Raw genomic sequence first — 15,191 nt, forward strand, 5'->3', positions numbered from 1 at the left:
GCCTCGTTGGCACCGTATCCTAAACCGGCTTGTATAGTTGCTCTTTTGGATAGTCTCTATCCATAATGTATGTTTAAGTACGGCATAACGCCCGCCATCACTTTATACTTAGCTTTTCCAGCAACATAGTAACCGGTGGTGCTTACGCTTGCCCCTATGAAGGATTTACCTTCAGTGGAGTTTGTGTCAGAGGCAGGGGCCTGTTGTGCCACAGCGGCGAACGAGGACAGCAGCAGCAGAAGGGTCAGGAAATTGGTTTTCATATCAAACTTATCTTACTTCTCCCGCCTCAGGTTAAGATTGTAGTTTAGACCTGCTCCCACTGATTTACCTTCATAAATACTGCTTGAGCGCGGTTCGAAGAAAAAGTTCTTGTAGAACAGGATGCCATCAGCATAAAGGTCTATCCGCTTATTGAGCCTGTAGTTGAGCGTTAAGCCTGCCGTGGCAACCAAATCAAACGTATAGAATTTTTCATCATAGAGAACTGTGATATCTTCATCATAGGTTTCTGTAGCCCTTGTCTTCATGTGGCCAAAAACAGGAGCAAGCGAGGCGTTAGCATATAATTGCAGCCTCTTGTATGGGTTAAAGGGCGTCCATTTCAAGGTTAAGGGAGTAACTACCCCGCGGATACGTTGGTATTTATGGAAATTCCCATATTTACCATTCGATACAGCTGTCGTGTACCCGTTTATTTCATTGGCACCATAGCCAAGCCCAATTTGTATGGCTGTTCTTTTGTTTAGCCTATACCCAAAATTAACAATCACAAATGGCTTTATAGCACTAAAGGACTCGTGCTTGAGCTCCCCCATTATCGGGTATGACGTGTTGCTTAATCCTACCCCTACGAAGAATTTATTATCTGTAGAATCTGGATTAGAAGCTTGCTGCGCCACAGCGGCGAACGAGGACAGCAGCAGCAGAAGGGTTAGGAAGCTTGTTTTCATTTAAGGTATGGCGAGAGGAACAGAAAAACTTAGTATCCATAAACATACCTACCTAAAAGTATAAACACAAGGTACTTTCTGGGGAATTTGTCACATGGGTTTTAGCTTATTTTAGCCTACTTTATACTTTATAAAGTGCCATAACAACTCGCGATCATACTTTCTATCCGGCATTTTCCCGGTGTTTTGTCACATCAGACCCGGAAAAAAGAAGCGCCACAGGTGCTGTACCTGTGGCGCTTGCAAAGTATGTTCAAAGTATAATTTAGCCTTCGTAGTAGAACTCGCCGTACGGGCTGCGGATGGTGAGTTCGTTGGCCTTGCTCTTCTCCACGCGGCCGATGACCTGCGCTTCCACGCCAAAGCTTTTCGAGATGTCAATCAGATCCTGCGCATGCTCCTCCGGCAGGTAAATCTCGAGGCGATGCCCCATGTTGAAGACCTTATACATCTCCTTCCAGTCGGTGTGGCTCTGCTCCTGAATGATGCGGAACAGCGGTGGCACCGGCAGCAGGTTATCTTTAATAATATGTACCTTCTCGGTGAAGTGCAGCACTTTGGTTTGGGCGCCTCCGCTGCAGTGCACCATGCCGTGTATGTGCGGGCGGTGCTGCTTCAGAATCTCCATCACGATAGGCGCATAGGTACGCGTCGGCGAGAGCACCAGTTTGCCCACCTCTATGCCTGTTTCCTTGTCTACATCCGTCAGGCGCTTGTTACCGGAGTACACCAGGTCCACAGGCAGCTCCGGATCGTAGCTTTCGGGGTAAGAGGCAGCCAGGTATTTATGGAACACATCGTGGCGGGCCGAGGTGAGGCCGTTGCTGCCCATGCCGCCGTTGTACTCGGTCTCGTAAGTGGCCTGCCCGTAAGAGGCAAAGCCCACGATCACGTCGCCGGGCTGTATGGTGTGGTTCGAGATCACCTCGTCGCGGCGCATGCGGGCCGTCACTGTGCTGTCCACAATGATGGTGCGCACCAGGTCGCCCACGTCGGCTGTCTCGCCGCCCGTGCTGTAAATGCCCACGCCGTTGTCGCGCAGCATCTGCAGCACCTCCTCGGTACCGTTTATAATGGCGGCAATCACCTCACCCGGGATCAGGTTCTTGTTACGCCCTATGGTGGAGGAAAGCAGGATCCTGTCCGTGGCACCCACGCACAGCAGGTCGTCGGTGTTCATCACCACGGCATCCTGGGCAATGCCTTTCCACACGCTAAGGTCACCGGTCTCTTTCCAGTACATGTAGGCTAGCGATGACTTGGTGCCGGCCCCGTCGGCGTGCATGATGGCGCAGTAATCCTCGTCGCCGGTCAGGATGTCGGGGATGATCTTGCAGAAAGCTTTCGGGAAAAGTCCTTTATCGATGTTTTTGATGGCGTTGTGCACATCCTCCTTAGAGGCGGATACGCCGCGACGCAAATATCTGTTTTCCATAGTTTCAGGATGATTTGCCTACAAATTTAACAAAGGGAACGGCATTCCCGACAGCAGCGGCCATTTTTATACTTTAAAAGATGAGAATTGCAACGGCTCGGGAAGTATGAGGGTCAGTTACATAGATGTATCATCATAAAACAATGTATCTATGAAAACGAAACTGCTGTTCCCGCTGCTGGGCGCCCTCTCCTACTTCGCTGGGCCTGCGCTGGCCCAAACCGATGATGTCCCCTCCTCAAAACCGCAGGCCGTTGCGCCCTATAAAACCTCCCTCGGCTTCCGCACCACCTGGGGCGGCCCGTCGGGCATAGACTCTGAACTCCGCCTGAAACATTTTGTAGGTCCGCAGTCGGCACTGGAGTTGCAGGTGGGGCAATGGCATTACCAGCGGGCTTACCAGGCCTCGCTGCATTACCTGTGGCAGCCGCAACTGCTCACCTCCAGCCGCCTGAGGCCATACGCCGGACTGGGCATTGGAGCCGTGGGCGGCTCCCGCGACAGGTTTAACGAGAAGCAGGACATGGAGGTTGGCGCCATGCTACTTGCCTCTGTGGGCATAGAGTATACATTCCCGAGGTTGCCGCTGGCTATTTCAGTTGATTATCGCCATATGATGCTTGGCCTTAACACAAACAACTTCGAGTATTTTGGCCACTCCCGCATAAGCACGCTGGGGGTTGGGCTGAAGTATACTTTCGGGAAGTGATTTACACTTTGGGTCCGAATCAGGATTTTAAGGTTAACAGGATTTTATTCAACACGGGTCCACCCCCCCTGCCCCTCCTTGTTTAAGGAGGGGAGTTTCCGGCAGGTGTAACCCCCCCCTAGCCCCTCCGAGGAGGGGAATTGATCTGAAACTCCGTCAGCGGTGGCTATCGAACTGTTCCCAGTCTTTCCGTTGAGCGCCTTTGGAGTTTTTCGGTCCCGAAGGGATTGCAAAGCGACAGCGAGCAAAGAAAAGCTCCCAGCGCGATGCGGGAAGACGAGCCCTCCCGGGCTGGAGGGAGCCTCAGCAGCAGCTAGCAAGGATAGCTTGGTTCAAATTGTAGGAAACAGCGGCTAGGGAAGTACAAAGTATGCGGACTAGGAGTCCGCGGCAGAGAGGTTCCGGACAGGGATGTCCGGAACAGCGGGAAAGGCAAGTATAAAAGTATAGGCAAAGTATAAAGTATGGCTATAGTTGCGTTACAAACTCAACACCATAAAATGACACAAGTCTGGAGACTTGCGCCAGAGGGGAGAAGCAGCGGCTAACAAGTACAGCCAAAGTATATACTCTAGGAAGCCGTAACCAAAGTATAAATCATACGCATCCCTGAATCCTGATCAAAAAAAAGAGCCGCACAAGTATAAAACTTATGCGGCTCCCGCTTTTGTAGCGCTACACTGATTACTCCTGTATACGTACCACTTTAAATTCGGTGCGGCGGTTGCGCTGATGTTGCTCTTCGGTTTTGGCGTTCTTCACCACCGGGCGGCTCTCGCCGTATCCTTTTGCCGTGATGCGCGAGCGGTCTATGCCTTTCGAGATGATGTACTCCACGGCAGACTCGGCGCGGCGCTGCGACAGGTCCTCGTTGTACACATCGGATCCACGGGCGTCAGTGTGCGAGCTTAGCTCTATGGAAATTGCCGGGTTATCTTTCAGAATCTGCACCAGCTTATCTAACTCCACGGCGGCGTCCGGACGGATATTGGCCTTATCGAAGTCATAGAAGATGTTCTCCAGCACGATGGCTTTCTCCTTCACGATCTCGTTCAGCACCAGCGTAGCAGTCAGGCGCACCTCGTTCATCGGATCTTTCAGCTCACTCTGCGCAGGCATTTTACCTACTGTGGTAACACGCTGCCGTGCAGTAAAGAAACCTGGTTTCTCCGCCACTACAGAGTAGGTAGAAGCCGAGTCGAGCGGGAAAGAGAATTTGCCCTCGGCATCGGTACTGGCCATGGCTATTTGCTTGCCTGCCTCGTCCTGAAGCGCTACGGTATTGTTGGGTACCGGGGTTCGCTGCTTGGCGCCTTCGCGCAGCTGGTACAGCGTGCCGTCCACGAAGAACTTCACCAGCTTGCGGTCGCTGCGCACAAAGCGGTACAGGTCGTCGCCGCCTTTACCGCCCTCGCGGTTAGACGAGAAAAAGCCAAACTGCTCATTCACAAAGTACATTCCAAAATCATCGCCCGGCGAATTTACAGGCCTTCCCATATTCACCGGCTTACCGTTCTCGATGCGGAACAGGTCGAGGTTGCCCAGACCCGGCAAGCCATCAGAAGCAATATATACCGTACCATCCGGCCCTACCGATACAAAGCTCTCGTTGCCTGCCGTGTTGATATCCGACCCAAGGTTCTCAGGGGCCGTAAAGCGGCCATTGTCATCTAGCGTCGATTTGTAGATATCTGTACCTCCCAAACCGCCTCTGCGGCTGGATGAGAAGTATAGCGTTTTGCCATCCGGTGTAAATGCTGGAGACGAATCCCATGCTTCAGGATCGTTTATACTTAGCAGCTTCGGTTCGGTCCAGCCACTGGCGCGGCGGTTCGACACAAACAGATCCACGTTGCTGCGGCCTTTCTTAGTACCCTCGTTGCCACGGGCAAACACCATGGTAGCGCCCTCGTTGGTAAAGGTGGCAAAGGCCTCGTGCAGCTCCTCATTATTAATGCTTTCATACTTGTGCACGGCGCCTCCCATCTCTGCGGCAGAGTCGGTTAGGGTGGTGGTGTAGATGTTCAGAAAACCCTCGCCATTGCCCAGGTACTCTTTGCCGGGACCGCGTGTAGACGAGAAAATCAGTTCGTTATTAAGCACGTGTGGCGCAAACTCTGAGCCCTCGGTGTTCAGCGCCTCCAGGTTCTGCACCTTAAAGCGCTCGCCCAGGCCCATTATCTCATCCAACTGCTGCAGGTTCTCCAGCTCGCGCACCGCCATGGAGCGCAACTGCGGGCTGGTAGCTACCTTCACGTACTCACCCATACGGCGCAGCGCCTCCTCATACTTGCCGTTTGCCTTCAGGGCCAGCGGGTAGTAAAAATAGGCGTCCTCTTTGCGGTAGTTGGCATCCAGGGCAGCTTTATAGTATGGTTCGGCCTCGGCCAGGCGGTTAGAGCGGCGGTAGGCTTCTGCAATCTTATAGTTCACCTCTCCGGCATTTCCGGATTTGCCCAGCGCCTGCTTGTAGAACTCAATGGCCCGCTCATACTCCTCCTGCCCAAAGCGCTTATCGCCTTTTGCCAGGTATTGGCTTGCACCGCAGCCACTTAGCAGCAGCAGGAGCAGCACTATAAAACCGGTTTGTTGCAGTTGTTTCGCCAGGGGCTTTAGTGGAAGCATGTTGTGCATGAACAAGTATGGTTAAGGTTATGCCGGATCAGAAATAGCGGGAGAGCCAACTGTTGCCTGCCGGCCTTGGCCATGCCTGCTGCAGCTCACCGTAATTGGTTATAAGCGTATCAAAGTATAACGTATTCTTGTCAATGTCGCCAGCGGCAAGCTTGCTTTTCAGCTCCGGCATACTTACCAGCTCTACCTCCCCCTCCTTCTGGAAAGCCAGCTGCGTGCGGTCCATAAAAGACACACCCAGCCGCTGCTCCAACTCCCGCACAAACCTTACCGAGGCATCTATGGAGCACCCGCTGGCCGCAGTGGCCTCCTCGTTGTTGGCCAGCACCAGAAAACGCCCGTGCAGCAGCGCCGCTGACGCCTGCAGTCCTTTTCCGTGGCTGCTCCACTCTGTAGCAAAACGCTCCAGAACCGGCTTTATTTCAGTCTGCTCCGCCTCCGTCAGGGGTCTGCTGGCCTGGTAGATCCAGATGCGCGATTGCGGGGGCAGTTGATCAAACGGAATATACATAGTGATTGTTAATTGTAAGTTGTTGGTCGCTGCGCGTTAACCAACCCATCAAGTGTAAACCCAACGGCTAATATCGCCCGCAATCCAACAATAAGGTGTTATTTCGATAATCCCTCTGCCTGCGCGATAAGCTCAGCGATATCGAAGACTTTTACGCTTTCCTCCTGCTCCTTGTTCTTTACGCCATCATTCATCATTACCATACAAAACGGGCAAGCTGTGGCGATCACGCCATTTCCGGCCCCAAGCGTGGCCAGGGCCTCTTCTGTTCTTTCTATGTTGATGTCTTTTTTTCCTGGCTCAGGCTCCTTAAACATTTGGGCACCACCGGCACCGCAGCAAAGACCGTTAGCACGGCTGCGCTTCATCTCCACCAGGTCAGCATCCAGGGCGGCCAGCACATCGCGCGGCGCTTCATATATATCGTTGGCGCGGCCCAGGTAGCAGGAATCGTGGAAGGTGATGCGCTTGCCCGTGAAAGCCTCGCCGCCTTGTACTTTCACTTTCCCCTCGTTAATCAGCTGCTGCAGGAACGTGGAGTGGTGGATCACCTCATAGTTGCCACCTAAATCAGGGTACTCGTTTTTGATGGTGTTGAAGCAGTGTGGGCAGGCCGTCACGATCTTCTTCACGTTGTAGGCATTCAGCACCTCTATGTTGGTTAGCGCCTGCATCTGGAACAGGAACTCGTTGCCGGCACGCTTGGCTGGGTCGCCGGTGCAGCTTTCCTCTGTACCCAGTACGGCATACTTTACGCCCACATGCTCCAGAATCTGCACAAAGGCACGGGTTACTCTTTTATAACGGTCGTCGAAAGCACCGGCACAGCCTACCCAAAAAAGGATTTCGGGCTCTTCGCCATTGGCCGCCATTTGAGCCATGGTAGGCACTTTCACTAATCTCTTATTCTCTTCCATCTGATTATTTGTAAACGGCAAAGGACTGATTGACAAAAGACAAAGGAATCAAGTCCATCATCATGTGTCTGTTGCCCTATGTCTAAAAATTCTTTTCTCTAGTTTTTTGAAGGCACATACAGTTCATCAGCCCAGTTAAAGCGGTCGGCTGGTGAGAAGGCCCATGGTGCACCGTTGTTTTCGATGTTGGTGAACATGGCGTTCAGCGAAGCTGGCGCGGCAGACTCCTCCAGTACCAGGTAGCGGCGCAGGTCCATGATAGTGGACAGCTGGTCTATATTAACCGGGCAGGACTCCACGCAGGCGTTGCAACTGGTGCAGGCCCACAGCTCCTCCGGCGTAATGTAGCCACGCAGCAGGGTTTTCTCCTCCGTCACTTCCACGCGCTCCACGCCCATTTCTTTATAGTGATTTGGCTTGAAGATAGCCGGGTGCTCGCCCTTCTCCTCCATGCGGTCGCGGGTGTCCATCACGATCTTGCGCGGCGACAGTAATTTGCCTGTTATATTGGCCGGACAAACTGAGGTACAACGGCCACACTCCGTACAAGTATAAGAGTCCATGAGCTGCTTCCAGGTCAGGTCCTCCACATCCTTCGCCCCAAAACGCTGCATCACCGGGTTGCCCTCGGCGTCTACCTCTGGGGCAGGCGGCTGGTAGCTAGGGTCCAGCATGGCTTTGATCTCGTGCGTAATGGCCGGGTTAGTCGTGAACTTACCCTTTGGCAGCAGCTTAGAGTAATACACGTTCGGGAAAGCCATGATGATATGGAAGTGCTTGGAGCTTGGCAGATAATTCATGAAGGCAAGTATACCCAGAATATGGAACCACCAGCCCACGCGGCCGATCACATGCAAGGTATCCGGGTCGCTGCCCAACACATTAACGAACATGGAGCTTACCGGGAAGGCACCGGCTAAGTGTGCGCCTCTCAGCTCTGCCAGTTTCAAGTCAGAAATATTAAAGGCAAACAGAGCGATCATCAGCACAATCTCCGTGATCAGGATAAGGTTTGCATCCAGTTTAGGCCAGGCACGCATCTCTACGCCGTTTGCCAGGCGCGGCACGTGCGTCACGTTACGTCTCCACAGGAAAATAACGCAGGCAATGATTACCAGCGCTGCCAGTATCTCATTTACCGCCATCAGTCCGCTGTACAGGATGCCGGCAAAGCCCAGAATGCGGTGCGTTCCGAAAATACCATCAATCAGGATCTCCAGCACTTCAATGTTAATCACCAGGAAGCCCACGTACACGAACAGGTGCAGCACAGCCGGCAGCATACGCTTAAACATTTTCTGCTGCCCAAAAGCCACCAGTAAAGTTTTGTTGATGCGCTCCGATGGGTTATCAGCCAGTTCCACGTCACGGCCGATCAGAATATTCTTGCGGATCTTGCGGATTTGCCAGACAAACAGGCCGATGCCAATGGCGGCCACAATTAAAAAGACAATGTTCTCTATTCCTATCACGGCAATTTATTCGTTATACATACTAATTTATAGATAAAGATAGTAGAATCTTGAGAAAGATGTACGCCTGCGCACTTTTTAAAAATATTTTTCTCGCGAATGTTTGCTACTTAAAAGTTAGTTACTACTTTTGCATACCCTTTCGAAACAAGGGGCACAACAAGAGCTGGTGATGTAGCTCAGTTGGTAGAGCAAAGGACTGAAAATCCTTGTGTCGTTGGTTCGATTCCAATCATCACCACCAGCTTAAAAACCCTCACTTTACCGGTGAGGGTTTTTTGTTTTTATCCCCCTCTCTGGTCAGGCTCTCCCTATACTTTAATCCCGCACCAGCGGTTATGCAGCAACCCCGCCTGATGCTCTGGCCCACCGAGGCACGTGCGCCATACTTTGCCGCTTATGCCCAACCTCCACAAAAAATGATTACGGCTGGCACCTGGCCCGCAGCTCCAGCAGCGCTGCGCTGTACCCCAGGTCGTAGGCCTTGTAAAAATGCGCACAGGCAGAGTCGGGCTGCTGCTGCTCCAACTCAGTGCGGCCCAGCAGATAATACAAGCGGCCGTTCTGCTTATCGGCTATCAGTGCGGCGCGGTAGTCTTGTTCCGACTGCCCCCATTGCCCCAGTTTATAATATGCAAATCCCCGGAACGTCAGCCCCTCCACCTGCTCGGGGCCGGTGGTGCTGTTGCGCAGAAAAGTGGTCAGGTCGGCAATGGCAGGCTCATAGTCCTGCAGGTAGAAAAGACGCACCTCGCCCCGCTTCAGGTGGGCATGCCAAAGCCTGTCGTTTAGCTCAAGCGCCTTGGTCAGGTCTTGCTCGGCCTGCCGGTATTTTGCCAGCTGCTGCAGGCTGCGCCCACGCATGTAGTATACCTGTGCCGATGGCTGCTCCTGCAGCGAGATCGTCTTGTTCAGGTCCTGTAACGCCGAGGTATAGTTCTCGTACACATCCAACTCAATCATGGCACGGGCCTCATAGGCGGCCGCCTTGTCCGGTATAAAATGAATCGCGTCTGTGAGGAGACGATGGGCACTTGTGTACTTGCCATCCGCTATGTAGGTCAGGGCTGTTTTATACTTGTCCTCCCCGGCAATATGGTCCATAACGGTTTTGAGTAGCAGGCTGAAGAGAATAAGGCCGCTGGCAAAGGCCAGTGTAATATACCAGTCTTTACGCGAGAAGCTGTAGCTCTTGGCCTGGCGCTTTTTGTAATGCCGCTCCGACACGCCGGCGGGCTCGCGGGTGGTATAGTGCCTCGGCTCGTAGCGTCTTGGCTGGTGCTGCATAACGGCACGCTGGTGCTGCTCGCGCTGGTACTGCAGCCGAAGGTCGTAGAGGGCGCGCTTGCTCGGGTTAGACAGCACCTGATAGGCGGAGTTCGCTTGCTTAAAGAGCTCCTCTGCAAGCAGGTTGCCGGGGTTCTTATCCGGGTGATACTTAAAGGCGAGCCGCTTGTACGCCGCCTTAATCTCCGCCGCCGTAGCCGTTTGGCTAACACCTAATACTTGGTAGTGGTTATGGTTCAAGCAGGTATCAATCTTAGAAGATCAGTCTTAAATTTAACTAAACCTATACAATTAACCTCAAAATCCGTACTACAGTTTTATCAAGTTATACTTTACGTAAATTTTTTAATCTACCCTCGTATACAGAACAAGTTAAAAAAAAGCTAAAAAAACATGGCTCTACAACAAGAAGATAACGGAACTCGCGAAAAGGCGCCTCATCTCATGGAGAACCTGATGGGGTATATTGATACCCGCATAGACATTATACGGCTGGAGATCCAGGAAAAACTGAAAGCCGCTTTAGTTGGCACCATGCACGGCGTTCTACTGGGGGTTATCGCCTTTATGGTCCTTATCTTCGTGAATATTTTCCTGGGCCTGCTGCTTAACCACCTCCTCGATAGCTCTTTCTGGGGCTTTGGCATTGTGGCGTTGTTCTACATAATACTCTTAGTTATACTTGTAGTGGGCCTGGATAAAAAGATCTTCCAAGGTGTGGCCGATAAGGCTTTTGACAATACCATCTATAAATCAGACAAACGAGAACCACACGTATGAGCGAATTAAATAACCCATTGTTTGACAACGAGCGCGACTTTTTGGAGCGCCAAAAGGAAGAGTATAAAAGGGCACTGATGGGCGACGTTGACCAGATCAAGTCGCAGGGGCAGGAAATAGGCAAAAAAGCGGCCATTGCGGGCGGCGTACTGTTTGCAGGCTGGCTGGTGAAGCGCGTTTTCTCCGGTGGCAGCAAAAAAAAAGTAAAGGCCTCTAAGAAAGTAAAGGGCGGCAAAAAGGGCAAGAACGACCAGAAAGGCACTTTTGTAGCCGCTGCTTACCCGGTTCATACTTCTACCCCGCTTATCAACTACGACTCTTATGTGCATGAGCAGGAGGATGGCTATACGCTATCGTCAGAACGCATGCCCCATGCCGACCACGGCACGGAGGACGTAAAAAAAAAGCCTGAGCCATTCCTGACCTCAAAGCTGAGCAAAGCTTTGCAACAGCAGGTATTGGCGCTATTGGTTATGTATGGCACCAAAAAGCTGGAAGAATACTTAAACAGTGTCTCTGAAAATAACGATATTGCAGCTAAGCCTACTGCTACTGAACCTGTGGCAGAGGTTACTGAGCTAGAGACAACTGAGTATATCGTTCCGGAGAAGGATGCCATTTAACAAAAACCGCCCAAGACCACAATTTAACACAGGCAGGAAGCACTTTGCCGTGCTGCTCGACCCCGACAACCTGACGGAGGCTTCTTGCCTACACCTCATTGCCCTGAGCGAGAACCATGCCGTGGACTTTTTCTTTGTTGGCGGCAGCCTTGTCACCTCCCAGAACCAGGCCGGCATCATCCACCTCCTGAAACAGCACAGCAACGTGCCGGTTATACTTTTCCCGAGCAGCAGCCAGCACATCGACATGCAGGCAGACGGTATTCTGCTACTCTCCCTCATCTCGGGCCGCAACCCGGATTTCCTGATCGGGCAGCATGTTATCTCGGCCCCCATACTTAAGGCAAGCCAGCTACAAGTATACCCAACTGGCTACATGCTGATAGATACCGGTCGCCAAACCACCGCCTCTTATATGAGCGGCACCACACCTATACCTTACGACAAACCGGCCATTGCCGCCTGCACCGCTATGGCCGGCGAACTGCTGGGGCTACAGTACATTTACATGGATGGCGGCAGCGGAGCCATGAAGCCTATTTCCGCAGAGATGATCACAGCCGTACGCGAGGCCGTGGAGCTGCCGGTTATAGTTGGAGGAGGAATCGACACTACTGAAAAGGCTATAGCTACTCTCGATGCCGGCGCCGATGTGATCGTGATAGGAAATCACATAGAAAAAAACCCCGGCTTTTTGGCCGAGGTCTCTTCTCTTGTTGCTTCGTATAACGTTGCCTTAGATGTTCATCGCTGATTCGCGACGGCGCATCTTACCGGCAGGTATACCAAACATCATCTTAAAGCGGCGGCAGAAGTAAGCCGTGTCTTTGTAACCGACTTCTTTACCGATCTCGCGGATGCTTTTCTTGGTAGTGCGCAGCAGGAACACGGCACGCTCCATACGCTGGTACTCAATGTAATCCTGTGGGTTAATACCGGTCAGCATTTTGAAGTACTGCCCTACATAATCCTCAGACACATTGGCCACGTTAGAAAGCACTTTGTTAGACAGGTCGCCACCCAGGTTCTCCTTGATGTAGTTGAACAGGTCAATGAGGCGAGGGTCCTTAAAGTACGTGCTGTTTGTTGCCAGTTGCTCCACAAACATTCTGTTCTTCAGGATGTGGCGAACGATCTCCACCACGATCTGCTCAGTGTACAGGTTGATCAGGCGCTCTTTGCCTGGCAGCTCCTGCATGTTCTCCTCCACCACTTTAATTACCAGGTTGGCAAGCTTGGTGTTGTTAGAGATAAGGAATGCAGGCAGATCCAGCGATGCAAAGAAGTTAACCGAATCAAACACTTTGGCTTCGAAGCTCACATAGCTGTGGCTTTCCTCCGCGTCACCGATCAGGTCCAGGTCGTTGTTGCTTCTGAAGAACTTCTCTCTGTTCGTGATCAGGTCGTCATTGGTGATGGACTTTCCTTCACCAGACGGGCCATAGGTAACTTTGGTGCTTCGGCCGCCAGGCACAAATAGAAGTTCCCCTTCTTCTACCGCCTGCTCCTCGTCACCGAAAAAGATACTGCCCTTGTGCAGCAGGATCAAATTGTTACCAACATCGTAGTAATTGCGCACCGTAAACGGCTGTTGCAACACCAGATTTTTAGCCTTAATGAACCGCACCCCAAGCGACTCAATAATCTTATTGTAATCTTCCATGTGTGTTACCAACTAACTTTTATACTATAAACCCTTTAATTTTCGCCTAAAGCTAAGACTAATCTTTATAAACTTCAAAACTAATTTTAAAATTTATTTTAATTCAATAAAGACTATCTATAGCTCAATTCACATGGAAACAGCATTTTAAGCCTGATCTTACTTAAGCAGCTCTCTCGAAATTACTATTTTCTGTATCTCAGAGGTACCTTCGTAAATTTGGGTGATCTTAGCATCACGCATCAGGCGCTCCACATGGTACTCTTTCACGAAACCGTAACCGCCGTGAATTTGTACTGCTTCCACGGTTGTTTCCATAGCTACTTTAGAGGCAAACAGTTTAGCCATCGCGCCCGACTTACCGTAATCACGGTGTTCATCTTTGTCATAAGCGGCCTGAAGGCACAAAAGGCGGGCAGCCTCGATATTTGTTGCCATATCGGCCAGTTTAAACTGAATAGCCTGGTGTTTGGCGATCTCCACGCCAAATGCCTTGCGCTCCTTAGCGTATTTCAAGGCCAGCTCCATAGCTCCAGAGGCGATACCGAGTGCCTGTGAGGCAATGCCGATGCGTCCTCCAGCCAGTGTTTGCATCGCAAACTTAAATCCGAAGCCATCTTCTCCTATTCTGTTCTCTTTTGGTACTTTTACGTCAGAAAACATTAAAGAGTGGGTATCTGAGCCACGAATTCCTAATTTATTTTCTTTTAGTCCAACTTCGAATCCTTCCATATCGCGCTCCACAATTAGCGCGTTAATGCCACGGTGGCCTTTTTCTGGGTAAGTTTGTGCAATTACAAGGTAAACGGAAGCAGTGCTGCCATTCGTGATCCAGTTTTTTGTGCCGTTCAACAAATAGTAATCGCCCTTGTCTTCAGCCGTAGTGCGCTGAGAGGTGGCATCAGACCCGGCTTCAGGCTCAGAAAGACAGAAAGCGCCGATAATCTCACCAGTGGCCAGCCTTGTCAGGTATTTCTGTTTCTGCTCCTCGGTACCGAAGTTCTCCAGGCCCCAGCACACCAGCGAGTTGTTTACTGACATTACCACAGATGCAGAGGCGTCTACTTTAGAGATCTCCTCCATCGCCAGGACATAAGAGATCGTGTCCATGCCGCCGCCGCCATACTTAGGGTCTACCATCATGCCCAAAAAGCCAAGCTCCCCCATTTTCTTGATCTGCTCAGCCGGAAACTTCTGGTGCTCATCACGCTCTATAACGCCTGGCAACAGCTCTGTTTGTGCAAACTCGCGGGCGGCAGCCTGCACTGCCAAATGTTCCTCTGTTAGTTGAAAATTCATGTTTGTTATCTAAAAGACGATATTTGATTAATTTTAATTCCGGTGCAAAACTATGAAATTAAGTTGCATTAATTCAACCCGATATTCTAATAATTGTTGTGATAGGCCCACGGTTTGTTCATATTTAATTAAATCAGGGTATGGAAACAGGCAAAAAAAAGCGCTGCCAGTGCAAAGCAACGGGCAGCGCTAGTGTAATCAGGCTATATTAAGCATGGCTTAATCGCGACGGCCCATCAGCAGCGATACATAATATAGCAGTGTGGCCAGCGAGCCAAGCGCAGCTACCACATACGTTAGGGCGGCCCACTTCAGCGCGTCTTTTGCCATGGCGTGCTCCTGCGTGGTCACGATTCCCCGCTGGTCTATCCAGGCAAGGGCACGTTTGCTGGCATCGAACTCAACCGGCAGCGTGATAAAACTGAACAGTGTAGTAAGACCGAACAGCGCCACCCCGATTGCCAGCGGCACCGGTGTAGTCTGTATCATCAGTATACCAATCAGGATGACCCACTGCATGTAGCGCGAGGCTATACTTAGCGCCGGCACCATGGCCGAGCGGAACTTAAGAAAAGCATAGGCTTTGGCGTGCTGCACGGCGTGGCCGCATTCGTGGGCGGCTACGGCGGCGGCGGCGGCACTGCGCGCCTCATACACGTACTCGCTCAGGTTCACCGTTTTATCCGAAGGGTTGTAATGGTCTGTCAGGCGACCTGCCACCGACATGACCTTCACGTCCGTGATGCCGTTGTCGCGCAGCATCATCTCCGCCACCTCACGGCCACTCAGGCCAGAGCTAAGCGGCGTCTGGGAGTATTTCTTAAACTTACTTTTAAGGCGGGCACTTACACCCATACTTATCAGCATGAATACGATACCAATAAAATATATTCCGAGCATGGTTTTAG

15 protein-coding genes and 1 tRNA gene are annotated in these 15,191 nt (G+C 51.5%); 5 read left to right on the forward strand and 11 right to left on the reverse strand.

All coding sequences use genetic code 11. The annotated features are described in order from the left end of the window. Positions 1–56: 56 nt before the first annotated feature. The 3 genes from OO017_RS11035 to OO017_RS11045 all read right to left on the reverse strand — a co-directional run bounded on the left by OO017_RS11035 (position 57) and on the right by OO017_RS11045 (position 2,388). Positions 57–263 carry a hypothetical protein gene (locus OO017_RS11035; RefSeq protein WP_266052548.1) on the reverse strand — a complete coding sequence of 69 codons (207 nt, stop codon included), beginning with the start codon at positions 261–263 and terminating at the stop codon, positions 57–59. A gap of 12 nt (positions 264–275) precedes the next feature. Beyond that, on the reverse strand, positions 276–953 hold the full coding sequence (locus tag OO017_RS11040; RefSeq protein ID WP_266052549.1) for an outer membrane beta-barrel protein: 678 nt from the start codon (positions 951–953) through the stop codon (positions 276–278). Positions 954–1,218: 265 nt separating this feature from the next. Continuing rightward, positions 1,219–2,388, reverse strand: a complete 1,170-nt coding sequence (locus OO017_RS11045) for an AIR synthase related protein (protein WP_266052550.1) — start codon at positions 2,386–2,388, stop codon at positions 1,219–1,221. A 151-nt stretch (positions 2,389–2,539) separates the two neighbouring features. Here OO017_RS11045 and OO017_RS11050 point away from each other — a divergent pair, with 151 nt between their 5' ends. Continuing rightward, positions 2,540–3,097: a hypothetical protein gene (locus OO017_RS11050; RefSeq protein ID WP_266052551.1), complete on the forward strand. Its 558-nt coding sequence runs from the start codon at positions 2,540–2,542 to the stop codon at positions 3,095–3,097. Positions 3,098–3,781: 684 nt separating this feature from the next. Here OO017_RS11050 and OO017_RS11055 read toward each other — a convergent pair. From OO017_RS11055 to OO017_RS11070, 4 genes are all read right to left on the reverse strand, one after another. Then, positions 3,782–5,731 carry a CHU_0125 family OmpA-like outer membrane integrity protein gene (locus OO017_RS11055; RefSeq protein WP_266052552.1) on the reverse strand — a complete coding sequence of 650 codons (1,950 nt, stop codon included), beginning with the start codon at positions 5,729–5,731 and terminating at the stop codon, positions 3,782–3,784. 28 nt (positions 5,732–5,759) lie between these two features. Further along, entirely contained in the window at positions 5,760–6,242 is a 483-nt protein-coding gene (locus OO017_RS11060; protein ID WP_266052553.1) for a hypothetical protein, read from the reverse strand. Positions 6,243–6,340: 98 nt separating this feature from the next. Beyond that, on the reverse strand, positions 6,341–7,159 hold the full coding sequence (locus OO017_RS11065; protein ID WP_266052554.1) for a (Fe-S)-binding protein: 819 nt from the start codon (positions 7,157–7,159) through the stop codon (positions 6,341–6,343). Between the two features lie 98 nt (positions 7,160–7,257). Further along, positions 7,258–8,631: a 4Fe-4S dicluster domain-containing protein gene (locus tag OO017_RS11070; RefSeq protein WP_266052555.1), complete on the reverse strand. Its 1,374-nt coding sequence runs from the start codon at positions 8,629–8,631 to the stop codon at positions 7,258–7,260. A gap of 168 nt (positions 8,632–8,799) precedes the next feature. On the opposite strand from OO017_RS11070, the gene OO017_RS11075 reads away from it, so the two are divergent. Then, a tRNA-Phe gene (locus OO017_RS11075) sits at positions 8,800–8,875 on the forward strand. Positions 8,876–9,054: 179 nt separating this feature from the next. Here the strand turns inward: OO017_RS11075 and OO017_RS20035 are convergent. Further along, positions 9,055–10,158 carry a J domain-containing protein gene (locus tag OO017_RS20035; RefSeq protein WP_266052556.1) on the reverse strand — a complete coding sequence of 368 codons (1,104 nt, stop codon included), beginning with the start codon at positions 10,156–10,158 and terminating at the stop codon, positions 9,055–9,057. A gap of 153 nt (positions 10,159–10,311) precedes the next feature. On the opposite strand from OO017_RS20035, the gene OO017_RS11085 reads away from it, so the two are divergent. Genes OO017_RS11085 through OO017_RS11095 form a run of 3 tightly spaced genes read left to right on the forward strand, consistent with a single transcriptional unit; the run spans position 10,312 to position 12,075 of the window. Further along, the gene (locus OO017_RS11085) at positions 10,312–10,698 is read left to right on the forward strand and encodes a phage holin family protein (RefSeq protein WP_266052557.1); all 387 of its coding nucleotides are present in this window, start codon (positions 10,312–10,314) and stop codon (positions 10,696–10,698) included. Next, positions 10,695–11,321 (forward strand): hypothetical protein, encoded by a 627-nt coding sequence (locus OO017_RS11090; protein WP_266052558.1) that lies wholly within the window; start codon positions 10,695–10,697, stop codon positions 11,319–11,321. The genes OO017_RS11085 and OO017_RS11090 overlap by 4 nt, the downstream gene beginning before the upstream one ends. Continuing rightward, positions 11,311–12,075, forward strand: a complete 765-nt coding sequence (locus OO017_RS11095) for a phosphoglycerol geranylgeranyltransferase (RefSeq protein WP_266052559.1) — start codon at positions 11,311–11,313, stop codon at positions 12,073–12,075. The genes OO017_RS11090 and OO017_RS11095 overlap by 11 nt, the downstream gene beginning before the upstream one ends. On the opposite strand, the gene OO017_RS11100 is transcribed toward OO017_RS11095, so the two are convergent. The 3 genes from OO017_RS11100 to OO017_RS11110 form a co-directional block, all read right to left on the reverse strand. Beyond that, positions 12,058–12,984: an AraC family transcriptional regulator gene (locus tag OO017_RS11100; RefSeq protein ID WP_266052560.1), complete on the reverse strand. Its 927-nt coding sequence runs from the start codon at positions 12,982–12,984 to the stop codon at positions 12,058–12,060. The two genes, OO017_RS11095 and OO017_RS11100, sit on opposite strands and share 18 nt — an antisense overlap. Positions 12,985–13,143: 159 nt before the next feature. Then, positions 13,144–14,283 (reverse strand): acyl-CoA dehydrogenase, encoded by a 1,140-nt coding sequence (locus OO017_RS11105; RefSeq protein ID WP_266052561.1) that lies wholly within the window; start codon positions 14,281–14,283, stop codon positions 13,144–13,146. A gap of 219 nt (positions 14,284–14,502) precedes the next feature. Then, positions 14,503–15,183 carry a zinc metallopeptidase gene (locus OO017_RS11110; protein ID WP_266052562.1) on the reverse strand — a complete coding sequence of 227 codons (681 nt, stop codon included), beginning with the start codon at positions 15,181–15,183 and terminating at the stop codon, positions 14,503–14,505. Positions 15,184–15,191 lie beyond the last annotated feature (8 nt).

It is taken from the genome of Pontibacter anaerobius (assembly GCF_026241195.1).
GTDB lineage: Bacteria > Bacteroidota > Bacteroidia > Cytophagales > Hymenobacteraceae > Pontibacter > Pontibacter anaerobius.

What these genes read in the sequence shown, in the direction of transcription:
- OO017_RS11035 (WP_266052548.1), bottom strand. Translation starts at nt 263, where the DNA reads ATGAAAACCAATTTCCTGACCCTTCTGCTGCTGCTGTCCTCGTTCGCC.
- OO017_RS11040 (WP_266052549.1), bottom strand. Translation starts at nt 953, where the DNA reads ATGAAAACAAGCTTCCTAACCCTTCTGCTGCTGCTGTCCTCGTTCGCC.
- OO017_RS11045 (WP_266052550.1), bottom strand. Translation starts at nt 2,388, where the DNA reads ATGGAAAACAGATATTTGCGTCGCGGCGTATCCGCCTCTAAGGAGGAT.
- OO017_RS11050 (WP_266052551.1), top strand. Translation starts at nt 2,540, where the DNA reads ATGAAAACGAAACTGCTGTTCCCGCTGCTGGGCGCCCTCTCCTACTTC.
- OO017_RS11055 (WP_266052552.1), bottom strand. Translation starts at nt 5,731, where the DNA reads ATGCACAACATGCTTCCACTAAAGCCCCTGGCGAAACAACTGCAACAA.
- OO017_RS11060 (WP_266052553.1), bottom strand. Translation starts at nt 6,242, where the DNA reads ATGTATATTCCGTTTGATCAACTGCCCCCGCAATCGCGCATCTGGATC.
- OO017_RS11065 (WP_266052554.1), bottom strand. Translation starts at nt 7,159, where the DNA reads ATGGAAGAGAATAAGAGATTAGTGAAAGTGCCTACCATGGCTCAAATG.
- OO017_RS11085 (WP_266052557.1), top strand. Translation starts at nt 10,312, where the DNA reads ATGGCTCTACAACAAGAAGATAACGGAACTCGCGAAAAGGCGCCTCAT.
- OO017_RS11090 (WP_266052558.1), top strand. Translation starts at nt 10,695, where the DNA reads ATGAGCGAATTAAATAACCCATTGTTTGACAACGAGCGCGACTTTTTG.
- OO017_RS11095 (WP_266052559.1), top strand. Translation starts at nt 11,311, where the DNA reads ATGCCATTTAACAAAAACCGCCCAAGACCACAATTTAACACAGGCAGG.
- OO017_RS11100 (WP_266052560.1), bottom strand. Translation starts at nt 12,984, where the DNA reads ATGGAAGATTACAATAAGATTATTGAGTCGCTTGGGGTGCGGTTCATT.
- OO017_RS11105 (WP_266052561.1), bottom strand. Translation starts at nt 14,283, where the DNA reads ATGAATTTTCAACTAACAGAGGAACATTTGGCAGTGCAGGCTGCCGCC.
- OO017_RS11110 (WP_266052562.1), bottom strand. Translation starts at nt 15,183, where the DNA reads ATGCTCGGAATATATTTTATTGGTATCGTATTCATGCTGATAAGTATG.